We start from the raw sequence: 25,424 nt of genomic DNA, 5'->3' as shown, positions 1-25,424 counted from the left end.
CCGCGCTTTTCCGCGGAAAAGTCACCATATTGGCAGCGTTTCACCGTTCACCGCGCGGGCGTTTCGATTCACCCCGACTCGCCGTGCAAAGATTCGCGCGGGGATGACACCGCTGGTAAGGGCGCTTCCCAAGCGGAGCCGGGGGGCTCCAGTCAGAACACCAAGACGGGGTCGTAACTTGTCTTCGCTAACGACGGGTCTGCGCCGATGGCGCCAGCGCTTCGATGCGCTGTTTCAGGACCATGAAATCTTCGTCCGCACGCACGGCCACGTCCGGTTCCTGCGCGTGAGCGCCGTCTGGCAGAAGCGCGTCGCGCTGATCGCGGGCGCGGTGCTGCTCGTCTGGGCGGGCGTCACGCTCACAGTCTTCGTCAACCAGTTGCTGACCGCCGGCGAGCGCGCCGAGGTGGCGCGCAAGGAAGCCGCCGCCGCGGCCGGCGAAGCGCGCATCGCCCAATATCGCGACCGCGTCGCCGAAATCGCCGCCGACCTCGACGAGCGCCAGGCGCAGCTCGAAGAGTGGAAGGACACCTATTTCGGCAGCGAAGCGCTGCCCGCCGATGCCGCGCCCAAGGCCGGGGCCAAGGACGCCGCCGAGGCGAAGCCGGTCGAAACCAGCGCGCTCGACCCGCGCCTGCCGCCAGAGGCGCAGGCGCTCGCGCGGATCGAGGCACGGCAGGAAGCCTTTTCGGCGCATCTGCTCGCCGCCGTCGACGCCCGCGCGCTGAAGGCCCGCGACGCCATCGCCAAGCTCGGGCTCGACCCCAAGACCCTCGTCCGCAAGGCCAGCGTCGGCCAGGGCGGTCCCTTCATTCCCTGGCGCGGCCGCATCGGCCGCGCGAGCGCGCTCGGCGAGAGCTTCGCCGCACTCGAAGGCGCGTTGTTCCGCATGGAGGTGCTCGAACGCACCCTGGTCGCCATTCCGTCGGGCCAGCCCGCGCATGTGCTGATGCTCTCGTCGAGCTACGGCTATCGCCACGATCCCTTCACCGGCGCGAGCGCGATGCACGCCGGGCTCGATTTCCCCGGGCCGCTCGGCACCCCGATCCTCGCCGCGGCGCCGGGCCGCGTGACGTTCGTCGGCCGCCGCTCGGGTTACGGCAATGTCGTCGAGGTCGACCACGGCCAGGGCATCATGACGCGCTACGCCCACCTGTCCGGCTTCAACACCTCGGTCGGCGCACGCGTCGCCGCGGGGCAGCAGATCGCCAAGATGGGCTCGACCGGCCGCTCGACCGGCAGCCACCTGCATTTCGAAGTTCGTTTGAACGGCGTCGCGGTCAACCCGCGCCGCTTCCTGGAGGCCAAAGCCGATGTTCTCGAAGTCAAAGCCGATGCCCGACAGCGAGTCGGTGCCCTCGCACGCGCCGACGGCGCCAGCCGTGCCCGCTAAGATGGCGACCGGCGCCCGTCATGCCACCTTCTCGATCATCGGGTCGGACGTCGTCATCACCGGCAACGTCGCCGCGAGCGTTGACCTGCATGTCGACGGCAAGATCGAGGGCGACCTGAAATGCGCGAACCTCGTCCAGGGCGAGGCGAGCGAGATCAAGGGCGCGGTAGCCGCCGAGACCGCGAAGCTCGCTGGCCTGCTCGACGGATCGATCGAGGCGAAGACGCTGATCGTCCACGCCAGCGCGCGGATCACCGGCGACGTCTTTTACGAAACCATCACGATCGAGAATGGCGGCAAGGTCGACGGCAAGCTGTCGCACCGCCGCCACGGCGCGCCCGCGGCCGCGGTCAAGGCCCCGCCGCCGCTCGAGGTGGTCGAGACCAAGCCGACCGCGCTCGGCGCCTGACCCGACGTTCGCGCCTATAAGCGGAGCCTATGGCGCCGCGCCGGTCACCTAGGCGAAGGCTTCGTCGCGCTCCCCGGGTTCGAAGACGCGATAGCTGACATGCGGCAGCATGGCGCTTTCGACCTTGGTCGCCGCGCGAATCCAGCCCTGATCGGCAACCACCGCGACGCGGCCGAAACGGCCGAGCTTGCCGAACAGCGGCAGCGCGCGCGCCACATAGGACGCAAGCCCCGCAATCTCGATCCCATCGATCGACCGCGTCTCTACGAAGACATGCACCTTGTCGTGCCGCGCCATCGCCGCGTCGAGGCGGTCCATGATCGCATCGAGTTCGCGGCCGCTGATCTTGTCCGATATCTTGAGCGCGATCACATCGTCCGCGCTGTCGATCATGTCGAGCATGGCCTTTCTCCGGCCCGGCCGATACGCGCCGGGCAGGCCGGTCGTTCCATCGGCCGCTCGCTTCAGCCCGGCATCAGCGGTGATCCGAAGCCTTCGACATATTGCGGGGCGTCGTCGGCGATGCAGACCCACGGCGCCTTCGACCCGACGAAGATATGCGCCGCATAGCCCCGGAATCCGGGGTCGTCGTCGAGCAGGCCCGCCGGTACGAAATAGATTTTGTCGTCGGGATCGGTATGCGGCGTGGGGCTTCCGCACGTCCGGCAGAAGTTCGACGTCCAATCCTTGCCGCCCGGAACCGTGAAGCTGGCGATATTGCCTTCCCCGCTCAGCCAGCGAAAACTGCGAACTGCAGTATAGAAGACGGCATTGCCATCGGTGCCGGACAGCTTGCGGCATTTCGAGCAATGGCATTGGCCGACCGGGCCGATCTTCCCGTCGATCTCGAACCACACCGCCCCGCAAAGGCACGAACCCCTGATCGCTTCTGGCAATGCCAATTCTCCTCGGCCGTCGTTCAATTCCGCGGCGGCTGTCGCCGATAGCCGAGCGCTTCGGCGACATGGATGCGCCCCACCGCCTCGGCCCCCGTCAGATCGGCGATGGTGCGGGCGACGCGCAGGATGCGGGTATAGCCACGCGCGGAGAGGCGCATCGCCTCGGCCGCCTGCGCCAATAATTTGCGTCCGGCCTCGTCGGGGGTCGCAACCGCTTCGAGCAGGTCGCCATCGATCTCGGCATTGGTACGCGCCTTGTGCCCGGCATAGCGGCGGGTCTGGATCGCGCGGGCCGCCGCGACCCGCGCCGCCACCTCGGCGCTGCCCTCGGCGGGCGGGGGCAGGACGAGGTCGGCGGCGCTGACCGCCTGCACCTCGACGTGCAGGTCGATGCGGTCGAGCAGCGGTCCCGACAGCTTCGCCTGATAGTCGGCGGCGCAGCGCGGCGCGCGGCTGCATGCGAGCGCGGGGTCGCCAAGGTGGCCGCAGCGGCACGGGTTCATCGCCGCGATGAGCTGCACCCGTGCCGGAAAGGTGACATGAGCGTTGGCGCGCGCGACGCTGACCTCGCCAGTTTCGAGCGGCTGGCGCAGGCTGTCGAGCACCCCGCGCTGGAATTCGGGCAGTTCGTCGAGGAACAGCACGCCGAGATGAGCGAGGCTGACCTCGCCCGGACGGACGCGCAGGCCGCCGCCGACGAGTGCGGGCATCGACGCCGAATGGTGCGGCGCGCGGAACGGCCGCGCGCGGACGAGCCGCCCCCCCTCGAGCGTCCCCGCGACGGAGGCGATCATCGACACCTCGAGCGCCTCCGCCGGGGTCAGGTCGGGCAATATGCCGGGCAGGCAGGCGGCCATCAGCGACTTGCCCGCCCCCGGCGGCCCCGCCATCAGCAGGTTGTGGCCGCCCGCAGCCGCGATTTCGAGCGCGCGCTTCGCCGTTTCCTGCCCCTTGACCTGCGCGAGGTCGACGACACGCACCGGCGCCTCGACCTCGCCCGGCCGCGGCGCCGGCAGGAGGGCGCTGCCCTTGAAATGATTGAGGAGCGACAAGAGGTCGGGCGCCGCGAGCACCTCGACATTCCCGGCCCATGCCGCCTCCGGTCCCTGCGCGACCGGACAGACGAGCCCGCGCTCGACGCTGCCCGCGTGGAGCGCCGCGAGCAGCACCCCCGGCGAGGGCGCGACGCGGCCGTCGAGGCCGAGTTCGCCGACGACGACATAGCCGCCCAGCGTCTCCGGATCGACCACCCCCATCGCACCGAGCAGCGCGAGCGCGATCGGCAGGTCGTAATGCGAGCCCTCCTTGGGCAGGTCGGCGGGCGACAGATTGACCGTGATCCGCTTGGGCGGCAGCGCGAGGCCGATGGCGGAGAGCGCCGCGCGCACCCGCTCGCGGCTTTCGGCGACCGCCTTGTCGGGCAGGCCGACGACCGCGAAGCCGGGCATGCCCGGCGCGATCTGGCACTGGACCTCGACCGCGCGCGCCTCGAGCCCGAGATAGGCGGTGGTGGATACGATCGCTACCATGGATTCCCGCTTTGTTCCCCCGTACCCTTGTAAGGGAGAGGGCGGGGAGGTCGAGTCTTTTCGCGGAAGTTGGCGAAAGTGCCGCGCAACGTGCATCGAGACGGGCGATTTGACAACATACCAACTAGTCGGTATGTCGAGTCGCATGACGACGACTCACACCCCTTCCCAGGACCGGCCGCAGCGCGGAAATGCGCGCGCCAAGCTGATCGCCGCGGCGCATCAGACGGTGCGCCGCAAGGGCTATGCCGCGACCAGCGTCGACGAGATCTGCGCCGCCGCGGGGGTCACGAAAGGGGCCTTCTTTCACCATTTCGCGTCGAAGGAGGCGCTGGCGGTCGCCGCGGCGGAGGGCTGGACCGCGCGCGCGGCGCCGATGTTCGAACTGCCGCCGCACACGAAGCTCGACGATCCGCTCGACCGCCTGCTCGGCCATATCGACTTCCGCCTGGCGATGCTGGAAGGCCCGGTCGAGGATTTCACCTGTTTCGTCGGCACGATGGTGCAGGAAGCCTATGCGACCAGCGACGCGATCCGCGCCGCGTGCGAGGCGAGCATCACCGCCTATTGCGATGCGCTGGCCCCCGATATCGAGGCCGCGATCGCGCGCCACGGCATCGCCCACGGCGTCGGCGCGATGAGCCTGGCCCGCCATGTCCAGGCGGTGCTGCAGGGCGCCTTCATCATGGCGAAGACCGCGAACGATCCGGCGATCGCCCGCGACAGCGTCACCCACCTGAAGCGTTACATCCTCATGCTGTTCGGCAGAGGGTGAGAAGAAGAGAGAAGAGAGAGGATTTTCCCCATGCCCAATACGCCCAATACGCCCGATACCCCCAGGATGATTTTCGTGAACCTGCCGGTCGCCGACCTCGAAAAGTCGAAGGCCTTCTATAGCGCGCTCGGCTTCACCAACGAACCGCGCTTCACCGACGACACCGCGGCCGCCATGGTCTGGTCCGACACCATCTTCGTGATGATCCTGACCCACGACAAATGGAAGAGCTTCACCGACCGCCCGATCCCGCCCGCGACGTCGAGCGAGGTGTCGCTGGCGCTCGCGCTGGGCAGCCGCGAGGCTGTCGACGCGATGATCGCGGCCGCGGCCGCGAACGGCGGCACCGCCGACGTCAATCCGGTGCAGGATCACGGCTTCATGTACGGCCGCGACCTGCTGGACCCCGACGGCCATGTCTGGGGGCCCTTCTGGATGGACCCCGCGGTAGCGAGCGGCGAGGCCGAACTGCCCGAAGTCGCGGGCTGACCACCGAATCAGGGAGGAGAGGGACGATGACCGCGACGACGACCATGACGGCCGCCCCACCGAATCGCGCGGCGCTGATCGCCGGCCGCATCCTGAGCGGCCTCGTCATCGCCTTTCTGCTGCTCGACTGCGGAACCAAGCTGATCGCGCCGCAATTCGCCATCCAGTACAGCCCGCCCGGCCTCGGCTGGCGGCTCGACGTCGCGACGATGCGGACGCTGGGCGTGCTGCTGCTGATCCCGACCCTGCTGTATGTCTGGCCGCGCACCGCCGTGCTGGGCGCGATCCTGGTCACCGGCTATCTGGGCGGCGCGATCGCCACCCATTTGCGGATCGACAGCCCGCTGCCCACCCACACCCTGTTCGGCGTCTATCTGGGCGTGATGATCTGGGGCGGGCTGTGGCTTCGCTCGCCGGCGCTGCGCCGGCTGATCCCGCTACGGACCGTGCAGGACTGACCCCGGCCAAGGGGCACCGTCACCGGTTCCGTCATTGCAAGGAAGGAAGCCGACCGTTCCCGCCGACGCAACGCCGCCGCTGCCTGCGGAGTTCTTCTGAAAACCCGGCGGCAAAACCCGATGATCCAAGGAGAGGATCCATGCCCGTCAATCCGAATGCCACGATCGAAATCACCGCCTTCGACTGGGTTCCCGACTTCGCGCGCGGTTTCGTCCGCGACCTGCGCCCGCGCTGGGCGTGCGAGGAAATGGGGATCGACTATGCCGAGCATCTGATCAGCGCGGTCAATCGCCCGGCGGAGCATTATCGCGACCAGCCGTGGGGCCAGGTGCCCGTGCTGCGCGACGGCGATGTCCGCCTGTTCGAAAGCGGCGCGATCCTGCTCCACCTCGCCGAAAAGGACGAGGCGTTGCTGCCGCCCGATCCGCAGGGCCGCGCCACCGTCACGAGCTGGCTGTTCGCCGCCTATAACAGCGTCGAGCCGCTGATGTTCGAACTGTCCAACGTCGACCTGTTCGCCGCCGGCGAGGAATGGGCGAAGCTGCGCCGGCCGGGGCTGATGGAGTTCATCCACCAGCGTTTCGGCAAGCTTGCCGAAGCGCTGGGCGACCGGCCCTGGCTGGCCGGCGATTTCAGCGTCGCCGATATCGCGATGGCGACGGTGCTGCGCGAGGGAATCGAGAGCAGCGCGGTCGCCGAGCATCCGAAGCTCGAGGCCTATCTGGCGCGTTGCCTGGCCCGACCGGCGTTCGACCGCGCGCTGAAGGCGCAGCTCGCCGCGTTCCGCGAGGAGGCCGGCCCGGTGGGGGGATAAGCCCCCCCTCTCCGCCGTCGTCATGCTGAACTTGTTTCAGCATCCATGGCCAGGTCTCTCCTTGAGCACCGCGCCAAATTCGAGGGCAGGACATGGACCCTGAAACAAGTTCAGGGTGACGAATATGGAGAGGGCGGAGCGTAACGAAACAGACCCGTTTGCAACCGATCCCGCCTTTCCGACAGGAAGGGGACAAGAACAAAGGAGAGAGACGATGACCTATGTGGAAGGATTTGTCCTCGCGGTGCCGACCGCGCAGAAAGAGGAATATCGCAAGCACGCGGCCGACGCCGCGGCGCTGGTCAAGGAGTTCGGGGTGCGCCGCCACGTCGAGGCGTGGGGCGACGAGGTCCCCGCGGGCAAGCTCAACGATTTCCGTACCGCGGTACAGGCAAAGGAAGGCGAGGAGATCGTCTTCAGCTGGTTCGAATATCCCGACCGCGCCACCCGCGATGCCGCGAACGAGAAGATGATGAGCGACCCCCGGATGGCCGAGATGGGCGAGACCATGCCCTTCGACGGGCAGCGGATGATCGTTTCCGGCTTCGAATCGCTCGTCGAGGAAGGGCTCGGCGGAACGATGGGCTATACCGACGGCTTCCTGCTCGCGGTGCCCGACGGCAACAAGGACGCCTATCGCGCGATGGCCGACAAGGCGGCGGCCGTCTTCCTCGACCATGGCGCGACGCGGGTGCTCGAATGCTGGGGCGACGACGTCTATGACGGCAAGGTCACCGATTTCAAACGCGCGGTCCACGCCGAGGCGGGCGAGACCCCGATGTTCAGCTGGATCGAATGGCCGAGCAAGGAAGCGCGCGTCGCGGGCTGGGAAAAGGTCATGACCGACGAGCGGATGAAGCACGATCCGAACGACCAGACCTTTGACGGCAAGCGGATGATCTATGGCGGGTTCACGCCGATACTGGATGCGTGACGCCCTTTCACCCCTCCCCTGAAGGGGAGGGGCAGCAAGACTTGCGGGCTTGCCCGCCAGTCGCGGCGCGGTGGGACTTATCGGCCTTGCGCAAGGCCGATGGCCCCCACCCAACCCCTCCCCCGAAGCGGAGGGGCTTTAGAAAGGCAGAGACGATGCACCATCTGACCTTCCCGAACGAAAACGCCGATTATCGCGAGGCGCGCGCCGCGCTGCTCGACGCCGAGATCGCGCTGAGGCGGCAGATCGAGGCGGTCGCGGCGCAGCGGCGGGCGCTGCCGCCCGGCGGCGCGGTGCCCGAGGATTATGCCTTCGAGCGCATCGGCGCGTATCAACGCCCCGAAACGGTCCGGCTGTCCGAGCTGTTCGGGGACAAGTCGAGCATCATCCTGCAAAGCTTCATGTTCGGGCCCGAACGCGACATGCCCTGTCCCGGCTGTACGCACATGCTCGACGCGATCGACGGCAGCGCCCGCCACGTCGGGCAGCGCGCCCCGCTCTATGTCGTCGCCAAATCGCCGATCGCGCGGCTCGAAGCCTGGGCGAAGGAGCGGCGCTGGCCGCACCTGCGCTTCCTGTCCGACGTCGAGGGCCGCTATTCGGCCGATTATTTCGGCGACACGCGCCGGTTGTCGGCGGCGAAACGTGCCGAGCGTGGCATGGGCGAAGGCGAGGATTGGGACGAGACGATCTTCAACGTCTTCTGCAAGGACGGCGATGCCATCCGGCATCATTGGGCGAGCGAAATGGCCTATGCGCCCGAAGATCCCGGCCAGCACCACCGCGCCGGCGACCTCGTCGATCCGCTGTGGGGCCTGCTCGACATGACGCCCGAGGGGCGGGGCAATTTCTTCCCGAGCCTGAGCTATGAAGGAGAAAGACGATGACCAATCCCAAGGGCAGTTTCATCTGGTACGAGCTGATGACCAGCGACCCCGACGGCGCGGCGCGCTTTTACGGCGCGGTCGTCGGCTGGACGATCGCGGCGCATTCGGACCCCGCGGCGAGCGGTGTCGACTATCGCATGATCGGGCGCTCGGACGGCGGCAATGCCGGCGGCGTGCTGGCGCTCAATGCCGACATGCTGGCGGGCGGGGCGCGGCCGGCGTGGATGGGCTATCTCTACACTCCCGACGTCGATGCGACGATCGCGGCGATCGAGGCCGACGGCGGCGCGGTGCACATGCCCGCGACCGACCTGCCCGTCGGGCGCATCGCGATGCTGTCGGACCCGCAAGGCGCGGTCTTCTATGTCATGAACCCGATCCCGCCCGCCGGGATGGAGGATAGGGACAGCGACGTGTTTTCGGTGACCGAGGCGCAGCATGTGCGCTGGAACGAGCTGATGACCAGCGACCCCGACGCCGCGATCGCCTTTTACCGCAAGCACTTCGGCTGGGGGCAGGAGGGCGCGTTCGACATGAGCGACATGGGCGCCTATCGCTTCCTGCAACTGGGCGAGGTCGGGATCGGCGCCGTCATGGGGCTGATGCCCGGCGTGCCGGCGGCGATGTGGTCCTATTATATCGGGGTCGACGACATCGACCGCGCCGCCGCGGCGATCACCGCGAACGGCGGCACGATCACCAACGAACCGATGGAAATCCCCGGCGGCGAGTTCGCGATGAACGGCGTCGACCCGCAGGGCGCGGCGTTCGGGCTGGTCGGACCGCGGCGATAAAAAGCCCTCTCCCCTTCAGGGGAGAGGGTTGGGAGAGGGGGCCGCCTATGCCGCGCCCCTCTCAACTCCGGCTAGGCGGCAAAGCCGCCAAGCCTTCGCATCTCTCCCCTGAAGGGGAGAGAGATTAGAGGAGAGAGACGATGACGACCCCCGCGAACCAGGCGCCGACCGGCGGCCTGACCCCGCATCTCACGATTCGCGACAAGCGCGCCAAGGATGCGATCGACTTTTACGGCAAGGCGTTCGGCGCGACCGAGGTGGTGCGCCAGCCCGCCGACGACGGCGAGCGGCTGATGCACGCGCATGTCCATATCAACGGCGCGTCGCTGATGATGCACGACGATTTTCCCGAATATACGGGCAGTCCCGCGCCCGAGCCCGCCGGCACGGTGCTCCATCTGCAGGTCGACGACACCGACCGCTGGTACGGCCGCGCGATCGAGGCCGGCGCGACGTCGGTGATGGCGCCCGAGGACATGTTCTGGGGCGACCGCTACGCGCAGGTCAGAGACCCGTTCGGCCACCTCTGGTCGATCGGCAACCCGTTGAAGGGAGACGGGCGATGAGCCGGGATCCCGTGACGCTGTGCCTGTGGTACGACAAGGATGCCGAGGACGCGGCCGCCTTCTATGCCGCGACCTTTCCGGACAGCGCGGTCGGCGCGGTCCACCGCGCGCCGCTCGACAATCCGAGCAGCAAGGAAGGCGCGGTGCTGACGGTCGAGTTCACCGTGCTCGGCGTGCCGTGCGTCGGGCTCAACGGCGGACCCGTTTTCCAGCATAGCGAGGCCTTTTCCTTTCAGGTCCACACCGACAGTCAGGAGGAAACCGACCGCTATTGGAACGCGATCGTCGGAAACGGCGGGCAGGAAAGCCAATGCGGCTGGTGCAAGGACAAATGGGGCGTGAACTGGCAGATCACCCCGCGCGCGCTGCTCGAGGCGACGACCGGGCCCGACAAGGCCGCGGCCAAGCGCGCCTTCGAGGCGATGATGACGATGAAGAAGATCGACATCGCCGCGATCGAGGCGGCAGTGAAGGCCGCATGACGCCAGCGCGGCGGAGCGCGGCGCTCCGCGCCTGGCTGATCGCGGGCACGCTCGACATCGCCTATGCGATGGCGTGGACGACGCTCGCGGGCGGCACCGTCGGCGGCATGCTGCGCGGTATCGCCAGGGGGCCGTTCGGCGACGGCGCCGGCGGCTGGGGCGTGGGCGGCGCGCTCGCCGGGCTCGGCGTCCATTTCGCGATCATGGCGGCGATGGTCGCGGCCTGGTTTGCCGCGGCCCGCCGATGGCCGGCGCTCGGCGCGGCGCCGTGGGGATGGACCGGCGCGCTCTATGGCTTCTTTCTCTATCTGGTCATGAACGCCGTTGTCCTGCCGCTCCGCTTCGGCGCCTCCTTCCCGCCCGCCGATCCGGTGCAGGGGCTGATCGCGCTCGTCCCGCACATCCTGCTCGTCGGCTGGCCGATTGCCTGGTTCGCGCACAACAAGGAAACCCGCTGATGCTGATCTTCTATGGCCACCCCTTTTCCTCCTACACCTGGAAGGCGCTGATCGCGCTCTACGAGAAGGGACTCGAATTCGACTATCGCGTCATCGAGCCCGACCGGCCGCAGCATATGGAGGAGCTGCGCGCGCACTGGCCGATCGGCAAGTTCCCGCTCCTCGTCGACGGCGAGCGGGCGCTGTTCGAGGCGACGATCATCATCGAATATCTCGACCGGCTGGCGCCCGAACCGCCGCTGATCCCCGCCGACCCCGACGCGGCGCTGACGGTGCGGCAGTTCGACCGCGTGTTCGACAATCATGTGATGACGCCGGTGCAGGAGGTCGTGGCCGACGCGCTGCGCGGGCCGGAGAATCACCTGGAGATCGTCGTGGACAAGGCGAAGGCGGGGCTGGAGACCGTCTATGGCTGGCTCGACGAACAGCTTGCCGAGGGCGGCTGGGCGACGCCGCACGGCTTCACCCTCGCCGATTGCGCCGCGGCGCCCTCGCTCTTCTACGCCGACTGGGTGCATCGGATCGCGCCGCGCTACGCCAACCTCAGCGCCTATCGCAGCCGGCTGCTCGCGCACCCGTCGGTGAAGCGCTGTGTCGACGACGCGCGACCCTATCGCCCCTATTTCCCCCTCGGCGCGCCCGACCGCGACTGACCTGTCCCATAAGGCGGTTAACGCGGCGCTGACCGCGCCCGTTGGCGCTTTGATAGCCGCGCGCGCGCGAGGACGGTCGCATGATATCCGCGACCGCCCTTTGCCGCACGCTGATCGTTGCCGCGCTCGCGGCGCTGCTGGCCTTCGCGCCGGCGCATGCGCAGCAGTTGGTCACCATCGTCACGACGACGGTAAGCTGGACCTATGAGGAGAACGTCGAGGACGATGGCATCCTTCTCGACGAAACCGATGCGCTGCTGGGCGACGAGGGGCTCGGCGACGGGGGGCTCGGCGACGGGGCGCTCGCCGCCGATCCCGGCGCGACGCGGCGCTATGCCCCCGCGGCGACGCTCGCGACGCTCGGCCACGCCAGGGCGCGCTTCGGTCCGTTCGCGGTGATCGATTCGCGGACGGTGCGGATGGCGGGCGACGTCACCGCAGCAACGCCGCGCCAGTTCGCCGCGATGCTCGCCGCCTTTCCCGGCCTGACGCGGATCGAGATGATCGACTGTCCCGGCAGCCTCGACGAAGAGGCCAATCTGGCGCTCGCCCGCGCGATTCGGCGCGCGGGGCTCGAAACGGTCGTGCCGAGCGGCGGCTCGGTGCGGTCGGGCGCGGTCGAACTGTGGCTGGCGGGCACCCGGCGCAGCGCGGCGCCCAACGCCGAATTCGGGGTCCATAGCTGGATGGACGAATATGGGCGGCAAGCGGGCGATTACCCCGCCGACGACCCGGTTCATGCCGAATATCTCGGCCTTTACCGCGAGATGGGGATGGACGACGCGAAGGCACGCGCCTTTTACGCGCTGACCAACAGCACGCCGTTCGACGATGTGCGCTATCTGACGCGCGGCGACATGGCGCGGTTCGTGACGCTGGATTGAGGGACCCGTCGCCGCACGTTCGTGTGGGCGGATGGCGGGTTTCGGCCGATAACAGCCGTCGCCCCCGCGAAGGCGGGGGCCGCCGTCGTCTTACGCAGCGGCGCAGGAATAGGCCTCCAGCGGCCCCCGCCTTCGCGGGGGCGACGAGCCGTGCAAGTCCGCTCACCACCCCAAAACGGCCGCTCGCGATCACCATCGCCTCGCGCCAAGCTGCCTTAATCTTGCAACACGCCCCGTGCGCTCCCACATCGCCGCGATGGCGAAGCGGAGCCTTTATCAGCGATTGCGGTCGAACGCGCAGGTACGGCTGGCGCTGTTCGGGCTCGGCCTGCTGCTGATGATCGCGGCGCCGATCCTGGGGCCGCTGCCTGGTCCCGGCTTCATCATCCTGTTTCCCGCCGGATTGATGCTGAGCCTTCAGAACAGTCCCTGGGCGAAGCGGGTCTATGTGCGCTTCAAGCGGCGTCACCCGCGCTATGCCGCCTGGACCGACCGGATCATGCGGCGGGCGAGCGCGGCGCGGCGGCGCGCGCGCGATGCGATCGAGGGCCGCGATGGCGATTGACTTTGCCCCGACTCTCGCCTATCCGCGCCCCCACTGGCGGCCGCCCGCGTTTGGCGGCCCTTTTTCGTTGCAACGATTGAAGAGATTTTGGGGATTTCGCGATGAAGCGCACCTATCAACCGAGCCGCCTCGTGCGCAAGCGCCGCCATGGCTTCCGCGCCCGCAAGGCCACCGTCGGCGGCCGCAAGGTCCTGGCCGCCCGTCGCGCCCGCGGCCGCAAGAAGCTGTCGGCCTAAGCGCCGACGCTTCGGCGCCAGCAAAGCTGGTGCGAACCCTTAGCAAACGCAGCGAATTTCTGGCCGCGAATCGCGGCCTTCGCTTTCCCATGCCCGGCTTCGTCCTGCTCGTCCGCCCGCGCGGCGACGAGGATGCAGGCATCGGCATCGGCTTCACCGTCAGCAAGAAAGTCGGCAACGCCGTCACCCGCAACCGGATGAAACGCCGGCTGCGCGCGCTCGCCCGCGCCGCGCTGCCCGAATCGGGGATCGCGGGCGCCGACCATGTGCTGATCGGCCGCGTCGGCGGCAACGATATCGTCTTCGCCGAACTCGGCGCGCATCTCGATTCGGCGCTGAAGCGCGCGGCGCGGAAATTGGCGCAATGAACGGCTGTCCTACACTATCGCGGCGGGTTAGCGTGCCGCCCATGCACCGCCCTCTCGCCCTTTCCATGCGCAGTTCCTCGGCAACGCGCCACCGCCGCTGCCTTGGGACGGAAAAGCGATTTCAGAGTGAAGTTGTGCAGTTTTCCGCCCTTTTCCTTCCCGCCCCGCCTCCCTTCCCGCGTCACCCCGGACTTGATCCGGGGTCCCGCTTTTCGACGTCGCCGAGCGGGACCCCGGATCAAGTCCGGGGTGACAAAGACAGGGAAATTCCGTGTGAAGTTGCGCAGTTTTCCGGGCTTCTTCCATGATCGCCCGCCTGCTCATCCTGATCGCCCGCGGCTGGCAACTCGGCCCCTCGCGCATCCTGCCGCCGACCTGTCGCTATGCGCCTTCGTGCAGCGAATATGCCATCATAGCCATCGGGCGTCATGGTGCGATCAAGGGTGGCTGGATGGCGACAAAGCGGCTATTGCGCTGCCACCCGTGGGGCGGCCATGGTTATGACCCCGTTCCTTGATACGGCATTTCCGGACAGATTGAAGAGAGACGATAGAGCGTGGACGACAAGCGTAACCTGATCGCGGCGATCCTGTTGTCGGCGGCCATCCTGATCGGATGGAATTTCATCGCCGACAAATATTTCCCGACGCCCGCCAAGCCCGACGTCACCACAACCGTCGCCGGCGATGCGGGCGCAGGCACCGCGGCCCAGCCGGCGGGCGTCCCTGCCGCGGGCAGCGCCGCCCCGGCCGCGCCCGCCGCGCCCGCGCCGCAAGCGGTCCGCCCGATCGCGGCCGTGCTTGCCGAGGGGCAGCGCGTGCCCATCGAAACCCCGGCGCTGTCGGGGTCGATCAACCTGGCCGGCGCGCGCATCGACGACATCACGCTGACCAAATATCGCCAGACCATCGCCAAGGATTCGCCCCCCGTCCGCCTGTTCGCGCCCGCCGGCACCAAGGCCGCCTATTTCGCCAGCCTCGGCTGGTCGGCGCAGGGCATCGAGGTGCCGGGTCCAACCACGCTGTGGACGGCCACCGGCACGAAGCTGACCCCGGCGACCCCGGTGACGCTGAGCTGGTCGAACGGCAGCGGCCAGACCTTCCGCATCGAATACAGCATCGACGCCCATTATCTGATCACCGCGAAACAGACGATCGCCAACACCGGCAGCGCGCCGGTCAGCGCGAGCAGCTATGCGCTGATCGACCGCCACGGCAAGCCGACCGACCCGCACGAACAGAGCAGTTGGACCAACCATATCGGCCCGACCGGCTTCCTCGGCGGCAAGTCGATCCTCGACGTCGACTATAAGGACCTCGACGAGAGTGGAGCCGTCAAATATGACAGCGCCGCCTGGCTCGGCTTCACCGACAAATATTGGCTCGCCGCGGTCGTTCCCGCGAAGGGCGAGCGCGTCGACGCCTCGCTGGGCGCGCCGAGCGCCGACAATTACCAGGCCCTGTTCGCCCGCAAGTTCGCGAGTGTCGCGCCCGGCCGCCAGGTGACGACGACGAGCCGCATCTTCGCCGGCGCGAAGGAAGTGAACAGGCTGTCGACCTATCAGGACGACCTCGGCATCACCCGCCTGTCGAACGCGATCGACTGGGGCTGGTTCGAATTCTTCGAGGTGCCGATCTTCAAGCTGCTCGACTGGCTGTTCACCCAGGTCGGCAATTTCGGCGTCGCGATCATGATTCTGACGCTGATCATCCGCGCCGCGATGTTCCCGATCGCACAGCGGCAATTCCATTCGATGGCGCAGATGCGCATCGTCCAGCCCAAGATGAAGGCGCTGCAGGAACGGCACAAGGACGACAAGCCGAAGATGCAGCAGGAGCTGATGAAGCTCTACAAGGACGAAAAGATCAATCCGCTCGCGGGCTGCCTGCCGATCGTCATCCAGATTCCGATCTTCTATGCGCTCTACAAGGTGCTGATGCTGACAATCGAGATGCGGCACCAGCCCTTCGTGCTGTGGATCAAGGACCTGTCGGCGCCCGACCCGCTGCACATATTGAACCTGTTCGGCCTGCTCGACTTCAACCCGCCCGCCTTCCTCGGCATCGGCGTGCTGGCGCTGCTGCTCGGCGTGACCATGTGGCTGCAGTTCCGCCTCAACCCGCAGGCGACCGACCCGGTGCAGCAGCAGGTGTTCAAGATCATGCCGTGGATGATGATGTTCATCATGGCGCCCTTCGCCGCCGGCCTGCTGGTCTACTGGATCACCAACAACTGCCTGTCGATCGCGCAGCAGCAGTGGATGTACCGCAAGTTCCCGCAGCTCAGGGCGGCCCCGGCGAAGTGACGGATGCCGCGCCCGACGACGACCACGCCGAACGCGCCCGCAAGCTGTTCGCGGGACCGATCGCCTTTCTGAAATCGGCGCCGGCGCTCCAGCATCTGCCGGCGCCGACGGTGCCCGAGATCGCGTTCGCGGGCCGTTCGAACGTCGGCAAGTCGTCGCTGCTCAACGCGCTGACCCATCGCAACGGGCTCGCGCGCACCTCGGTCACGCCGGGGCGGACGCAGGAACTCAACTATTTCGACGTCGGCGCGCCGCTCGTCTTCCGGCTCGTCGACATGCCGGGCTATGGTTTCGCCAAGGCGCCCAAGGATATCGTCAAGAAATGGCGCTTTCTGGTCAACGACTATCTGCGCGGGCGCCCGGTGCTCAAGCGCACCCTGGTGCTGATCGACAGCCGCCACGGCATCAAGGACGTCGACCGCGAGGTGATGGCGATGCTCGACACCGCCGCGGTCAGCTATCGCCTCGTCCTGACCAAGGCGGACAAGATCAAGGCGAGCGACCTTGCCGCGGTGCACACCGCGACCGAGACCGAAGCGCGCAAGCACCCCGCCGCCCACCCGCAGGTCATCGCAACAAGCAGCGAAAAGGGCATGGGCATCGCCGAGCTGAGGACCGCGGTGCTGGAGGCGGTGGAGAGTTGAGCAAAACCCTCTCTCCTTGGGGGAGAGGATCGTGAAGGTTGCGGACTTGTCCGCTACCGGAACCTGGTGAGGGTATGGGGCGAAGGTTGACACCCCTCACCCAGCTTCGGCTAGGCAGCAAGCTGCCAAGCCTGCACAACCCTCTCCCCCCAAGGGGAGAGGGGGTTAAGGAGACCCATGAAACTCTTCCTCGGCAACAAGGCCTATTCGAGCTGGAGCCTGCGCGGCTGGCTCGCGGCCAAACACAGCGGCCTCCCCTTCGAAGAGGTCACCGTCCCGCTTTATGACGAGGACTGGTCGAACCGGCGCGAGGGCGACGAGTTTGCGCCCTCGGGCGGCAAGGTGCCGATATTGTGGGACGGCGACGACATCGTCGTCTGGGACAGCCTGGCGATCGTCGACTATCTCAACGAAAAGACCGGCGGCACCCGTGGATACTGGCCCGAGGATATGGCGGCGCGCGCCATGGCGCGGTCGATGGCGGCCGAGATGCATTCGAGCTTCGCGGCGCTGCGCCGCAACCACAGCATGAACATCCGCCGCATCTATCCCGCCACCGATCTTCCCGCCGACGTGCAGGCCGATGTCGTGCGGATCATGCAGATCTGGGCCGAGGCGCGGGCGCGCTTCGGCGGCGAAGGCGATTTTCTGTTCGGCAACTGGTCGGCGGCCGACATGATGTTCGCGCCGGTCGTCACCCGCTTCATCACTTATTCGATCCCGCTGCCGCGCTTTGCCCTTCCCTATTGCGAGGCGGTCATCGCGCACCCGCACATGCAGGAATGGATCGGCGGCGCGCAGGCCGAGGATTGGGTGATCGAGGAATTCGAGGCACCGGTGAAGAGCTAGTCCCCGTGCGTTATGACGGACCTCGGAAACATCGTCACCCTGAACTTGTTTCAGGGTCTATGACCTGGTTTCTCGAATGGCGCAGCATTGAGACGTCAGACCATGGATGCTGAAACAAGTTCAGCATGACGAAGAAATAGAGGGCGATTAGTGGATCACGGCACCCGCTTCACCGGATAGGGCGTGCCGTCCTTTCGCGTATAGCCGTCGGGCGTGAACAGCATGTCGATGTCCGAATAGCCGCCGCCGGTGTCGTATTTCTTGCCGCCGCCGAGCGCGACGAACACGCAGTCAGCGTCCGATTCGTTGATCAGATGATGGCCGTTGGTGCTGCCCTTCGGCCACACCGCGATATCGCCGGGGCGCATCGGAGTGCGGCCGTCGTCCTCGACCAGCACCGCCTCGCCCGCGATCATCACCAGCATCTCGTCCTCGCCGTCGTGCCAGTGGCGCTGCGACGACCAGGCGCCGGGCTTGAGAACGACATGGCTGGCGGCGAAGTCCGAAAGGCCGGTCGGCGGCGCGAGGCGGCGATACCAGCGGCCCGCGACCGCTCGGTCGAACGGCGCCGGATAGCCGGTCGCATTGGTCTGCGGAATCGCATCGAGATCGAGCTTGGGCATGGCAGTCGCTTTCTTTGTTCCTCCTTTGTTTCGCACAAGGACGGCGCGATGCAAAGCCTCGACTTGACGCGGCGCGAAGGGGTAAAGGAAGCGGCATGACCCACGGCATCGACCCGCTCGACCTTGCGAAGGCGCTGATCGCCGCGCCCAGCGTCACCCCCGCGACCGGCGCGGTGTTCGATGTGCTGGAGGCGGCGCTGACCCCGCTCGGCTTCACGGTCGAGCGCTTCATCGACGGGATCGAACCCGACGGGCCGGTCGAGAATCTGCTCGCCGTGCGCAAGGGCGCGGGGCCGGTCCATTTCGGCTTCGCCGGGCATCTCGACGTCGTGCCGCCGGGGGTGGGCTGGACGGGCGATGCCTTCGATCCACAGGTGCGCGGCGAGTTGCTCTACGGGCGCGGCGCGGTCGACATGAAGGGGGCGATCGCCGCCTTCGCCGCCGCCGCCGCCGCGACCCCGGCCGAGGCCGGCACGATCAGCCTGATCGTCACCGGCGACGAGGAAGGTCCGGCGATCTTCGGCACCCGCGCGCTGATGGAGCATATGGATGCGCGCGGCCTGCGCCCCGACATGATCCTGGTCGGCGAACCCACGTCGGTGCAGCGGCTCGGCGACATGATGAAGATCGGGCGGCGCGGGTCGGTCAATATCTGGATCGACGTGCCGGGGACACAGGGCCATGTCGCCTACCCCCACCTCGCCGACAATCCGATCCCCAAGCTGGTCAAGATTCTCGCCGCGATCGACACGGTGACACTCGACGAGGGCACCGAATGGTTCCAGCCGTCGAACATCGAATTCACCGATATCGAGGTCGGCAACGGCGCGCACAACGTCATCCCCGCCTCGGCGCGGGCGCGGCTGTCGATCCGCTTCAACGACCAGCAGCAGGGGGCGGCGCTGATCGAGATGATCGAGCGCATCGCACGCGACGTCGATCCCGGGGCGAAGGTCGTCGGCAAGATTTCGGGCGAGGCTTTTCTGACGCCGCCGGGCGACCTGTCGGCGCTGGTCGCCGAGGCGATCCATGCCGAAACCGACATCGTGCCCGAACTGTCGACGACGGGCGGCACGTCGGATGCGCGCTTCCTCCATGCGCTGTGCCCGGTGGTCGAGTTCGGGCTGACCAACGCGACGATGCACAAGCTGGACGAGGCGGTGGCGGTGGAGGATCTGCGCACGCTCGCCGCCATCTATCGCGGAGTGCTGATGCGGGCGCTGCTGGATTAGATCTGTCTCACGCCCCCCGCCGCAGGATGACGTAGACCGCCCCCGCGCCGCCGTGGCTGACATGCGCGGGACGCAGCGCGGCGATGCGGTCGGCATGGGGCGAAGCGGCGAGCCAGTCAGCGAGCGAAGCGCGGATCGCGCCGCGCGGGCGCGGTTCTCCATGCATCTGCGGCAGGCGGTCGGCGCCGGGGCGCAGCCGCCCCGCGACGACGAGCAGCACCCGCGCGCCGCGCATCAGCCCGCGCCCGATCGCCTCGTCGAGCAGGGCCTGCGCCGAGGCGAGGCTGTGGCCGTGGAGGTCGATCGAGAGATCGGGGCGGATATGCCCCTTGCGCAGCCGCCGGTCCCAATGGCTGTCGAGCGTCGCCTGGCCGTGCAGGCGGCGGGGCGGCGGGAGCGGATACGGGCGCGGGGACGCGGCTGGCGCGGCCGTGCTGCGCGGCGTCGCCCCGGGCGGTCGCACCGTCGGCGGCGCAGCGGCGGGAATCGCCGATGGGCGCTTCGACAGCGGCTGCACCGTCGCCGCGACCTTTTTCCAGAGCGCGGCTTCGTCGGGGTCGAGGCGCCGCGGCATGCGCCGCCTCAGCGCCCGGTCAACCGCGCGACGCTCGCGCGTGGCAGCAGGAGGAGCGCCGAGCCGCGCGCCGCCATGCCGCCGGCAATCGCGCGCGCGCGGTCGCCCGCTCCCCAGAAGCTGTCGAAGCGGTTGGCGCCCTTGATCGCGCCGCCGGTATCCTGCGCAATCCACAGACCATTCGGTTCGGCCCGGTCGAGCGAGAGGAAGACGGGCGCGCCGAGCGGCACATATCTGGGATCGGCAGCGACGCTGACACGCCCGGTGACCGGAATGCCGAGCGCGCCCAACGGGCCTGGGCCGGTGAGTTCGCGGAAGAAGACCCAGCTCGGATTCTCGTTCATCACCGCCGCGCCGCGCGCCGGGTCGGCGCGCAGATAGTCGAGGATGCCCTGCATCGACGCCTGGCCGGGCTGGAGTTCGCCGCGGTCGAGCAGCAGCTTGCCGATGCCGACATAGTCGCGGCCGTTCTGGCTGTCGTAGCCGATGCGCATGATCGACCCGTCGGGCAGGCGAAGTCGCCCCGAACCCTGGACCTGCAGAAAGAAGAATTCGGCCGCGTCGGCGGCCCAGGCGATTTCCAGCCCGCGATTCGCGAGCGCGCCGCGCTCGATCGCCGTGCGGTCGTAATAGGGGACGAAGCTGCTGCCGTCGACGCGGCCGCGGATCTTCTTGCCCTTGAGCGCGTCGGAAAAGAGGCCGAGGTCGACGTCGACCAGGTCGGCGGGGCGGCGATAGATGGGGACGTCATAGCCCGGCTGCTTCGTCCGCGATGCCGCGATCTCGGGTTCGAAATAGCCGGTGACGAAGGCGGTGCCGGCGCCGATCTGCACGGTGCCGAAATAGCGGCTGAAGAAATTGCTCGCGTCGCGGTCGGCCCAGCCCGTGGCCGCGGCGCAGCTTTCGGCCCATTCGGCATTTCTGGTGAGGCCGCTCGCGTCGGCGCGGCGCTGGAGCGCCGGGCAACTGAGGCGGAAGGCCTTGAGCGCGGCGGTCGCGCGATCGGGCGCGATGCCGAGTTCGGTATATTCGGGGCCGAGGATCACCCCCGCTTCGGCAGCGGTGGTCGCACCGGCAGGCGGCGCAGGAGCGGGCAACGGCGGATTGGGGGTCGCCGGGATCGGCTGCGCCGCCGCGCCGGGCGCGGTCGAAGGGCGCGGCGTATAGGGGCGGACGGGGCCGCTTGGCACCGGCACGGGCGCCGGCGTCGCGCTCTCCGAACGGGGCGGGGGCGGCGCGGACCCGCGCCCGCCGGCATCGGGAATCACCGACGCGCAGCTTGCGAGCAGGGGCAGGATGATGGCGAGGCAGGCGAATCCGACCGCGCGCACCGGCGGCGTCCCCCGCACCCCCGCCATGGCCGTCAGGCCGTTTCGGCTTCGTCGAGCAGCCAGTTGGGGTCGCTGCTGCCGAGGGTGCGGCGGAAGGTCCAGAGATCGGTCGTCGGCACCGCGTCGCTGAGCGAGCCGGCGATCACCTTGCCGTCGGCATCGCGCGTCACGGCGCTGATATCGGCCTGATAGCGCACGGTGATGCGCGCCTCGCTGCGGCCGACCTCGACCGCGACGATCTTCGTCGAATCGATGCCGACGAGGCGGTTGTCGAGCCGCTCGCCGCTCGCCTCGCGCGCCGCGATCGCATCGGCGAAGGCCTGATAGCTGTCGTCGTCGCACAGGTCGCGCAGCGTGTCGCGGTCGCCCGCCCAATAGGCCTCGAGGATCATGCGGTACGCCGCCTCGGCGCCCTCCATGAAACGGCCGGCGTCGAAATGACGGTCGCTCGCGAGCAGCGCGCGCAGGCCCGCTTCCGCGGCGGGCTCATAGACGAGGTTCGACGCATCGGCGGCCGCATCGCGCGGCGCGGGGGCCACATCGGCGTCGTCGAGACGCAGCGGCGTCGGCGCGGTCCGCTCCTCGCGGCGCGGCAGCACCGGCTCCTGCTCGTGTCCGGTCCGCTTGCCGAGCACCGAATAGAGCCGCATGCCGAGGAAGGCGGCGATCATGGCGAGCAGGACGATCGAGAAAGCGGTCACGGGCAAAAGTCCAATGCAGGCCCGCATGCGGGCCGGGGAAAGTCGAATCCAACATAGGCGATGCACCGCCATGATTCAAATGTCCATGACCGGCGCAGCCCGGAAGGTCAACGCCCGGCGCCCGGCGGAGTTGCCGCGGACGTCCCATCCGGCAGCCCCATTGTGCTGCCCGTCCGCCGCTGCTAAGCGCGCCGCAACCGCCCGCGCCGCCGGAAACTGGGGCTTGGCAGCGCAAGGGGCTCCGATCCGATTCCAGTTGAAAGTCCGATTCCATGGCCGACGAGACCGCAACCGAATTCACCCCCGAAACGCTGACCAACGGCGAGGACAACAGCCCGGCGATCGGGCTGATCTCGCAATATGTGAAGGATCTGTCGTTCGAAAATCCCAATGCGCCCGCCGTCTATCAGTGGCAGGCCGCGCCCGAGATGGACGTGCAGTTCAACATCGGCGCCGAGGGCGTGGGCGAGAATCTGTTCGAGGTCGTGCTGAAGATCGACGTCAAGTCGAAGTCGTCCGACGGCACCGCCTTTGTCATCGAGCTTCAATATGCCGGCCTGTTCGGGGTCCGCAACGTCCCCGAGGACCAGCTTCAGCCTTTCTTCCTCGCCGAAGCGCCGCGCATCCTGTTCCCCTTCGCGCGCCGCGTCATCGCCGATGCCGTGCGCGACGGGGGTTTCCCGCCGCTGCTGCTCGAACCGATCGATTTCCACGGCCTGTTCATGCAGCAGCTCCAGACACAGCAGGGCGGCGCCGAGGGCATTCCGACGCCGGTCGGCGAGGCCTGAGGCCCTTTGCCCGCATCGTCATTGCGAGGGCCGAAGGCCCGTGGCAATCCAGCGCGGCTCAAGGCAGCCTTGGATTGCTTCGCTCCGCTCGCAATGACGAATGTCTCTGAACACCCCCCCACTCGCTCCAGGCGCCTTGCGCCTTGAGCAGTCTGGTCAGAAACGTCGGGACGATCGGCGGGCTGACGCTGATCAGCCGCATCTTCGGCTTCGTGCGCGACATGCTGCTCGCGCGCGTGCTGGGCGCGGGGCTGGCCGCCGATGCGTTCCAGCTCGCCTTCATCCTGCCCAACACCTTCCGCCGCCTGTTTGCCGAGGGCGCCTTCTCGGTCGCCTTCGTGCCGATGTACAGCCGGACGCTGCACGGTGAGGGGGGCGAGGGCGCGGCGGACCGGTTCGCCAACGACGTGCTGTCGGTCTTTCTGTGGGCGCTGCTCGTCTTTTCCGCGATCATGATGGTCGCGATGCCGGGGGTCGTGTGGATTCTCGCGCGCGATTATCAGGCGGTTCCCGGCAAGTTCGAACTCGCGGTGTTCCTGAGCCGCGTCACTTTCCCCTATCTGGCACTCATCAGCCTCGTCGCGATGCTCTCGGGCCTGCTCAACGCGCGCTCGCGCTTCGCGCCCGGGGCGTTCGCGCCGGTGCTGCTCAACATCCTGCTGATTTCGGGCATCATCCTCGGCTGGTGGCTGCGCGGCGACAGTCACGACGACCGGATCGTCGCGATCATCCTCGCCATCTCGGTCAGCCTCGCCGGGGTCGCGCAGTTCGCCTATCTCTGGTGGGCAGTGCGTCGCGAGGGGTTGAAGCTACGCCTGCGGCTGCCGAAGCTGACGCCCGAGGTCCGGCGGCTCGGCATGCTGATCCTGCCCGCGACCTTCGGCGCCGGAATCTATCAGGTCAGCCAGTTCGTCGACACCTTCTTCGCCACCTCGCTGCCGCAGGGATCGCTGACCCTGCTCAAGCTCGCCGACCGATTGAACCAGATGCCGCTCGGCATCGTCGGCATCGCGCTCGGCACCGCGATCCTGCCGATGCTGTCGCGCCATATCCATGTGGGCGACGCCGCCGAAGCGCAGCGGCTGCAGAGCAACGCCTTCGAAATGGCGACGCTGCTGACCCTGCCCGCCGCCGCCGCGCTCGCCATCTGCGCGCCGGCCTTCACCGCGGCCTTTTTCGTCGGGGGGAAGTTCACCGCCGCCGACGGCGCGATCATGGCGGACATCGTCGTCGCGCTCGTCGCCGGGCTGCCCGCCTATGTCATCGTCAAGATATTGAACCCCGGCTTCTTCGCGCGCGAGGACACCAGGACGCCGGTGTGGACCGCGCTCGCGGCGCTGATCGTCAATATCGCGATCAACCTCTATGTCGTCGAGCGCTACGGCATCGTCGGCCTGGCGGGCGCGACCGCCGCCTCGGCGAGCCTCAACTGCCTGCTGCTCTATATCATCCTCCACCGGCGCGGCTGGTTCCACTTCACCGGCAAGCTTGCCCTCGCCATCCTGCGCCAGCTTGTCGCGGTCGCGGTCATGGCGGCGCTGCTGTGGTGGATGATGCCGATGCTCGCGGACCATTATGGCGGCTCGGCGTTCGAGCGCGCCTGGTCGCTCGCCGCACTGGTCGCCGCGGGCGGCGCGGCCTTCTTTGCCGCCGCCTTCCTCGTCGGCGCGCTTGACAAGGATCTGCTCGCCATGCTCACGCGGCGGCGCGCCCGCAACGGAGCGGCGCCGACACAGGAGTAGACCATGCGGATCGTATCGGGCATCCAGCCCACCGGAAATTTGCACCTCGGCAATTATCTGGGCGCGATCCGCAACTGGGTGCGGATGCAGGACGATGCCGCCGCGCAGGGCGGCGACTGCCTCTTCTTCCTCGCCGACCTTCACGCGATCTCGATGCCGCATGTGCCGGCCGAGCTGACCGCCAATACGCGCGCGATGACCGCGGCGCTCGTCGCCTGCGGCATCGACCCCGACCGATCGACGCTGTTCAATCAGGCGCGCGTCCCGGCGCATGCCGAGCTGCAATGGCTGCTCAACGGCACCGCGCGGCTCGGCTGGCTGAACCGCATGACGCAGTTCAAGGACAAGTCGGGCAAGAACCGCGAAAGTGCGTCGGCGGCGCTCTATACCTATCCGGTGCTGCAGGCGGCCGACGTGCTGCTCTATCAGGCGACGCACGTTCCGGTGGGCGAGGACCAGAAACAACATCTCGAACTGGCCCGCGATGTCGCGCAGAAGTTCAACAACGACTATGCGAGCCCCGATGCGCCGGTCTTCACCCTGCCCGAGCCGATCATCCCGCCGGGCGCGGCGCGGATCATGAGCCTGCGCGACGGGGCGGCGAAGATGTCGAAGTCCGACCCGTCGGACATGAGCCGGATCAACCTGACCGACGATGCCGACACGATGATGCAGAAGATCCGCAAGGCGCGCACCGACCCCGAAGTGCTGCCATCCGAGGCGGCGGGACTGGAAGGACGCGCCGAGGCGCGCAATCTGGTCGGCATCTATGCGACGCTCGCCGACATCAGCATCGACGCGGTGCTCGCCGACCATGCGGGCCAGGGCTTCGGGGCGTTCAAGCCGGCGCTCGGCGAGTTGCTCGTCGAAAGGCTGGCGCCGATCAACGCCCGCTATGTCGCGCTCAAGGACGATGTCGCGGCGCTCGACGCGATATTGGACAAGGGCGCTGCGAAGGCACGCGCGCTTGCAAAACCGACGCTCGACGCCACCTATGCCATATTGGGCCTTTGCCGTTGACCGGGCGGCGGGAAAGGGGCT

General features: G+C 68.0%; 32 protein-coding genes. 25 read left to right on the top strand and 7 right to left on the bottom strand.

Annotated features, from left to right (window positions below; all coding sequences use genetic code 11):
* Positions 1 to 178 precede the first annotated feature (178 nt).
* Together FHR21_RS04445 and FHR21_RS04440 are read left to right on the top strand one after the other, a co-directional pair.
* Positions 179 to 1,393 (top strand): M23 family metallopeptidase, encoded by a 1,215-nt coding sequence (locus FHR21_RS04445; protein WP_246427060.1) that lies wholly within the window; start codon positions 179 to 181, stop codon positions 1,391 to 1,393.
* Between the two features lies 1 nt (position 1,394).
* Positions 1,395 to 1,802, top strand: coding sequence for a bactofilin family protein (locus FHR21_RS04440; RefSeq protein WP_184095753.1), 408 nt, complete (start codon positions 1,395 to 1,397; stop codon positions 1,800 to 1,802).
* Between the two features lie 48 nt (positions 1,803 to 1,850).
* On the opposite strand, the gene FHR21_RS04435 is transcribed toward FHR21_RS04440, so the two are convergent.
* From FHR21_RS04435 to FHR21_RS04425, 3 genes are all read right to left on the bottom strand, one after another.
* Positions 1,851 to 2,204 carry a SpoIIAA family protein gene (locus tag FHR21_RS04435; protein WP_184095751.1) on the bottom strand — a complete coding sequence of 118 codons (354 nt, stop codon included), beginning with the start codon at positions 2,202 to 2,204 and terminating at the stop codon, positions 1,851 to 1,853.
* A 62-nt stretch (positions 2,205 to 2,266) separates the two neighbouring features.
* Positions 2,267 to 2,698: a GFA family protein gene (locus tag FHR21_RS04430; RefSeq protein ID WP_184095749.1), complete on the bottom strand. Its 432-nt coding sequence runs from the start codon at positions 2,696 to 2,698 to the stop codon at positions 2,267 to 2,269.
* A 23-nt stretch (positions 2,699 to 2,721) separates the two neighbouring features.
* The gene (locus tag FHR21_RS04425) at positions 2,722 to 4,230 is read right to left on the bottom strand and encodes a YifB family Mg chelatase-like AAA ATPase (RefSeq protein ID WP_184095747.1); all 1,509 of its coding nucleotides are present in this window, start codon (positions 4,228 to 4,230) and stop codon (positions 2,722 to 2,724) included.
* 145 nt (positions 4,231 to 4,375) lie between these two features.
* On the opposite strand from FHR21_RS04425, the gene FHR21_RS04420 reads away from it, so the two are divergent.
* The 19 genes from FHR21_RS04420 (at position 4,376) to FHR21_RS04330 (ending at position 17,392) form a co-directional block, all read left to right on the top strand.
* Positions 4,376 to 5,005 (top strand): TetR/AcrR family transcriptional regulator, encoded by a 630-nt coding sequence (locus FHR21_RS04420; RefSeq protein ID WP_184095745.1) that lies wholly within the window; start codon positions 4,376 to 4,378, stop codon positions 5,003 to 5,005.
* Positions 5,006 to 5,035: 30 nt separating this feature from the next.
* Positions 5,036 to 5,494 carry a VOC family protein gene (locus FHR21_RS04415; RefSeq protein ID WP_221235006.1) on the top strand — a complete coding sequence of 153 codons (459 nt, stop codon included), beginning with the start codon at positions 5,036 to 5,038 and terminating at the stop codon, positions 5,492 to 5,494.
* A 26-nt stretch (positions 5,495 to 5,520) separates the two neighbouring features.
* Entirely contained in the window at positions 5,521 to 5,952 is a 432-nt protein-coding gene (locus FHR21_RS04410) for a DoxX family protein (protein ID WP_184095743.1), read from the top strand.
* Positions 5,953 to 6,092: 140 nt separating this feature from the next.
* Positions 6,093 to 6,767: a glutathione S-transferase family protein gene (locus FHR21_RS04405; protein ID WP_184095741.1), complete on the top strand. Its 675-nt coding sequence runs from the start codon at positions 6,093 to 6,095 to the stop codon at positions 6,765 to 6,767.
* Positions 6,768 to 6,981: 214 nt separating this feature from the next.
* Positions 6,982 to 7,701: a DUF1428 domain-containing protein gene (locus FHR21_RS21290; RefSeq protein ID WP_184095739.1), complete on the top strand. Its 720-nt coding sequence runs from the start codon at positions 6,982 to 6,984 to the stop codon at positions 7,699 to 7,701.
* 155 nt (positions 7,702 to 7,856) lie between these two features.
* The gene (locus FHR21_RS04395) at positions 7,857 to 8,588 is read left to right on the top strand and encodes a DUF899 family protein (protein ID WP_184095737.1); all 732 of its coding nucleotides are present in this window, start codon (positions 7,857 to 7,859) and stop codon (positions 8,586 to 8,588) included.
* Positions 8,585 to 9,382: a VOC family protein gene (locus tag FHR21_RS04390; protein WP_184095735.1), complete on the top strand. Its 798-nt coding sequence runs from the start codon at positions 8,585 to 8,587 to the stop codon at positions 9,380 to 9,382. The genes FHR21_RS04395 and FHR21_RS04390 overlap by 4 nt, the downstream gene beginning before the upstream one ends.
* Before the next feature lie 140 nt (positions 9,383 to 9,522).
* Complete coding sequence (locus tag FHR21_RS04385; RefSeq protein ID WP_184095733.1) at positions 9,523 to 9,948, top strand: VOC family protein; 426 nt, start codon at positions 9,523 to 9,525, stop codon at positions 9,946 to 9,948.
* Positions 9,945 to 10,430: a VOC family protein gene (locus tag FHR21_RS04380; protein ID WP_184095731.1), complete on the top strand. Its 486-nt coding sequence runs from the start codon at positions 9,945 to 9,947 to the stop codon at positions 10,428 to 10,430. Before FHR21_RS04385 ends, FHR21_RS04380 begins: the two co-directional genes overlap by 4 nt.
* Positions 10,427 to 10,888, top strand: a complete 462-nt coding sequence (locus tag FHR21_RS04375; RefSeq protein ID WP_184095729.1) for a hypothetical protein — start codon at positions 10,427 to 10,429, stop codon at positions 10,886 to 10,888. Before FHR21_RS04380 ends, FHR21_RS04375 begins: the two co-directional genes overlap by 4 nt.
* Complete coding sequence (locus FHR21_RS04370) at positions 10,888 to 11,541, top strand: glutathione S-transferase family protein (protein WP_221235005.1); 654 nt, start codon at positions 10,888 to 10,890, stop codon at positions 11,539 to 11,541. The genes FHR21_RS04375 and FHR21_RS04370 overlap by 1 nt, the downstream gene beginning before the upstream one ends.
* Positions 11,542 to 11,621: 80 nt before the next feature.
* Positions 11,622 to 12,425, top strand: a complete 804-nt coding sequence (locus tag FHR21_RS04365) for an alpha/beta hydrolase (RefSeq protein ID WP_184095728.1) — start codon at positions 11,622 to 11,624, stop codon at positions 12,423 to 12,425.
* Positions 12,426 to 12,681: 256 nt separating this feature from the next.
* Positions 12,682 to 12,990, top strand: coding sequence for a hypothetical protein (locus FHR21_RS04360; RefSeq protein ID WP_246427059.1), 309 nt, complete (start codon positions 12,682 to 12,684; stop codon positions 12,988 to 12,990).
* Positions 12,991 to 13,091: 101 nt separating this feature from the next.
* Positions 13,092 to 13,226 carry a 50S ribosomal protein L34 gene (gene rpmH / locus FHR21_RS04355; protein ID WP_003046693.1) on the top strand — a complete coding sequence of 45 codons (135 nt, stop codon included), beginning with the start codon at positions 13,092 to 13,094 and terminating at the stop codon, positions 13,224 to 13,226.
* Between the two features lie 29 nt (positions 13,227 to 13,255).
* Positions 13,256 to 13,594, top strand: coding sequence for a ribonuclease P protein component (rnpA, locus tag FHR21_RS04350; protein ID WP_184095726.1), 339 nt, complete (start codon positions 13,256 to 13,258; stop codon positions 13,592 to 13,594).
* 304 nt (positions 13,595 to 13,898) lie between these two features.
* Entirely contained in the window at positions 13,899 to 14,111 is a 213-nt protein-coding gene (gene yidD / locus FHR21_RS04345) for a membrane protein insertion efficiency factor YidD (protein WP_184095724.1), read from the top strand.
* A 39-nt stretch (positions 14,112 to 14,150) separates the two neighbouring features.
* On the top strand, positions 14,151 to 15,899 hold the full coding sequence (gene yidC / locus FHR21_RS04340; RefSeq protein WP_184095721.1) for a membrane protein insertase YidC: 1,749 nt from the start codon (positions 14,151 to 14,153) through the stop codon (positions 15,897 to 15,899).
* Positions 15,896 to 16,543: a ribosome biogenesis GTP-binding protein YihA/YsxC gene (yihA, locus tag FHR21_RS04335; RefSeq protein ID WP_184095719.1), complete on the top strand. Its 648-nt coding sequence runs from the start codon at positions 15,896 to 15,898 to the stop codon at positions 16,541 to 16,543. The genes yidC and yihA overlap by 4 nt, the downstream gene beginning before the upstream one ends.
* A gap of 177 nt (positions 16,544 to 16,720) precedes the next feature.
* Positions 16,721 to 17,392, top strand: coding sequence for a glutathione S-transferase family protein (locus FHR21_RS04330; protein WP_184095717.1), 672 nt, complete (start codon positions 16,721 to 16,723; stop codon positions 17,390 to 17,392).
* 155 nt (positions 17,393 to 17,547) lie between these two features.
* Here the strand turns inward: FHR21_RS04330 and FHR21_RS04325 are convergent, their stop codons facing one another.
* Positions 17,548 to 18,015, bottom strand: a complete 468-nt coding sequence (locus tag FHR21_RS04325) for a cupin domain-containing protein (protein ID WP_184095715.1) — start codon at positions 18,013 to 18,015, stop codon at positions 17,548 to 17,550.
* 95 nt (positions 18,016 to 18,110) lie between these two features.
* Here FHR21_RS04325 and dapE point away from each other — a divergent pair, with 95 nt between their 5' ends.
* A complete protein-coding gene (dapE, locus tag FHR21_RS04320) occupies positions 18,111 to 19,247 on the top strand; it encodes a succinyl-diaminopimelate desuccinylase (RefSeq protein WP_184095713.1) in 1,137 nt (378 codons plus the stop codon).
* A gap of 7 nt (positions 19,248 to 19,254) precedes the next feature.
* Here the strand turns inward: dapE and FHR21_RS04315 are convergent, their stop codons facing one another.
* The 3 genes from FHR21_RS04315 to FHR21_RS04305 are packed head-to-tail and all read right to left on the bottom strand — an operon-like array spanning position 19,255 to position 21,880.
* The gene (locus FHR21_RS04315) at positions 19,255 to 19,821 is read right to left on the bottom strand and encodes a Smr/MutS family protein (protein WP_184095711.1); all 567 of its coding nucleotides are present in this window, start codon (positions 19,819 to 19,821) and stop codon (positions 19,255 to 19,257) included.
* An 8-nt stretch (positions 19,822 to 19,829) separates the two neighbouring features.
* Positions 19,830 to 21,179: a murein transglycosylase A gene (gene mltA, locus FHR21_RS04310; protein ID WP_246427058.1), complete on the bottom strand. Its 1,350-nt coding sequence runs from the start codon at positions 21,177 to 21,179 to the stop codon at positions 19,830 to 19,832.
* A gap of 5 nt (positions 21,180 to 21,184) precedes the next feature.
* Positions 21,185 to 21,880 (bottom strand): Tim44/TimA family putative adaptor protein, encoded by a 696-nt coding sequence (locus FHR21_RS04305; RefSeq protein WP_184095709.1) that lies wholly within the window; start codon positions 21,878 to 21,880, stop codon positions 21,185 to 21,187.
* A 245-nt stretch (positions 21,881 to 22,125) separates the two neighbouring features.
* Here FHR21_RS04305 and secB point away from each other — a divergent pair, with 245 nt between their 5' ends.
* The 3 genes from secB (at position 22,126) to trpS (ending at position 25,403) form a co-directional block, all read left to right on the top strand.
* Positions 22,126 to 22,641 (top strand): protein-export chaperone SecB, encoded by a 516-nt coding sequence (secB, locus tag FHR21_RS04300; protein WP_184095707.1) that lies wholly within the window; start codon positions 22,126 to 22,128, stop codon positions 22,639 to 22,641.
* Positions 22,642 to 22,784: 143 nt separating this feature from the next.
* Positions 22,785 to 24,383 (top strand): murein biosynthesis integral membrane protein MurJ, encoded by a 1,599-nt coding sequence (gene murJ / locus FHR21_RS04295; RefSeq protein WP_184095705.1) that lies wholly within the window; start codon positions 22,785 to 22,787, stop codon positions 24,381 to 24,383.
* A 3-nt stretch (positions 24,384 to 24,386) separates the two neighbouring features.
* Positions 24,387 to 25,403, top strand: a complete 1,017-nt coding sequence (trpS, locus tag FHR21_RS04290) for a tryptophan--tRNA ligase (RefSeq protein WP_184095704.1) — start codon at positions 24,387 to 24,389, stop codon at positions 25,401 to 25,403.
* The last annotated feature ends 21 nt before the right edge of the window (positions 25,404 to 25,424 follow it).

The organism is Sphingopyxis panaciterrulae (assembly GCF_014199295.1).
Lineage (GTDB): Bacteria > Pseudomonadota > Alphaproteobacteria > Sphingomonadales > Sphingomonadaceae > Sphingopyxis > Sphingopyxis panaciterrulae.
This window is presented reverse-complemented; position numbering and strand designations above follow the sequence as displayed.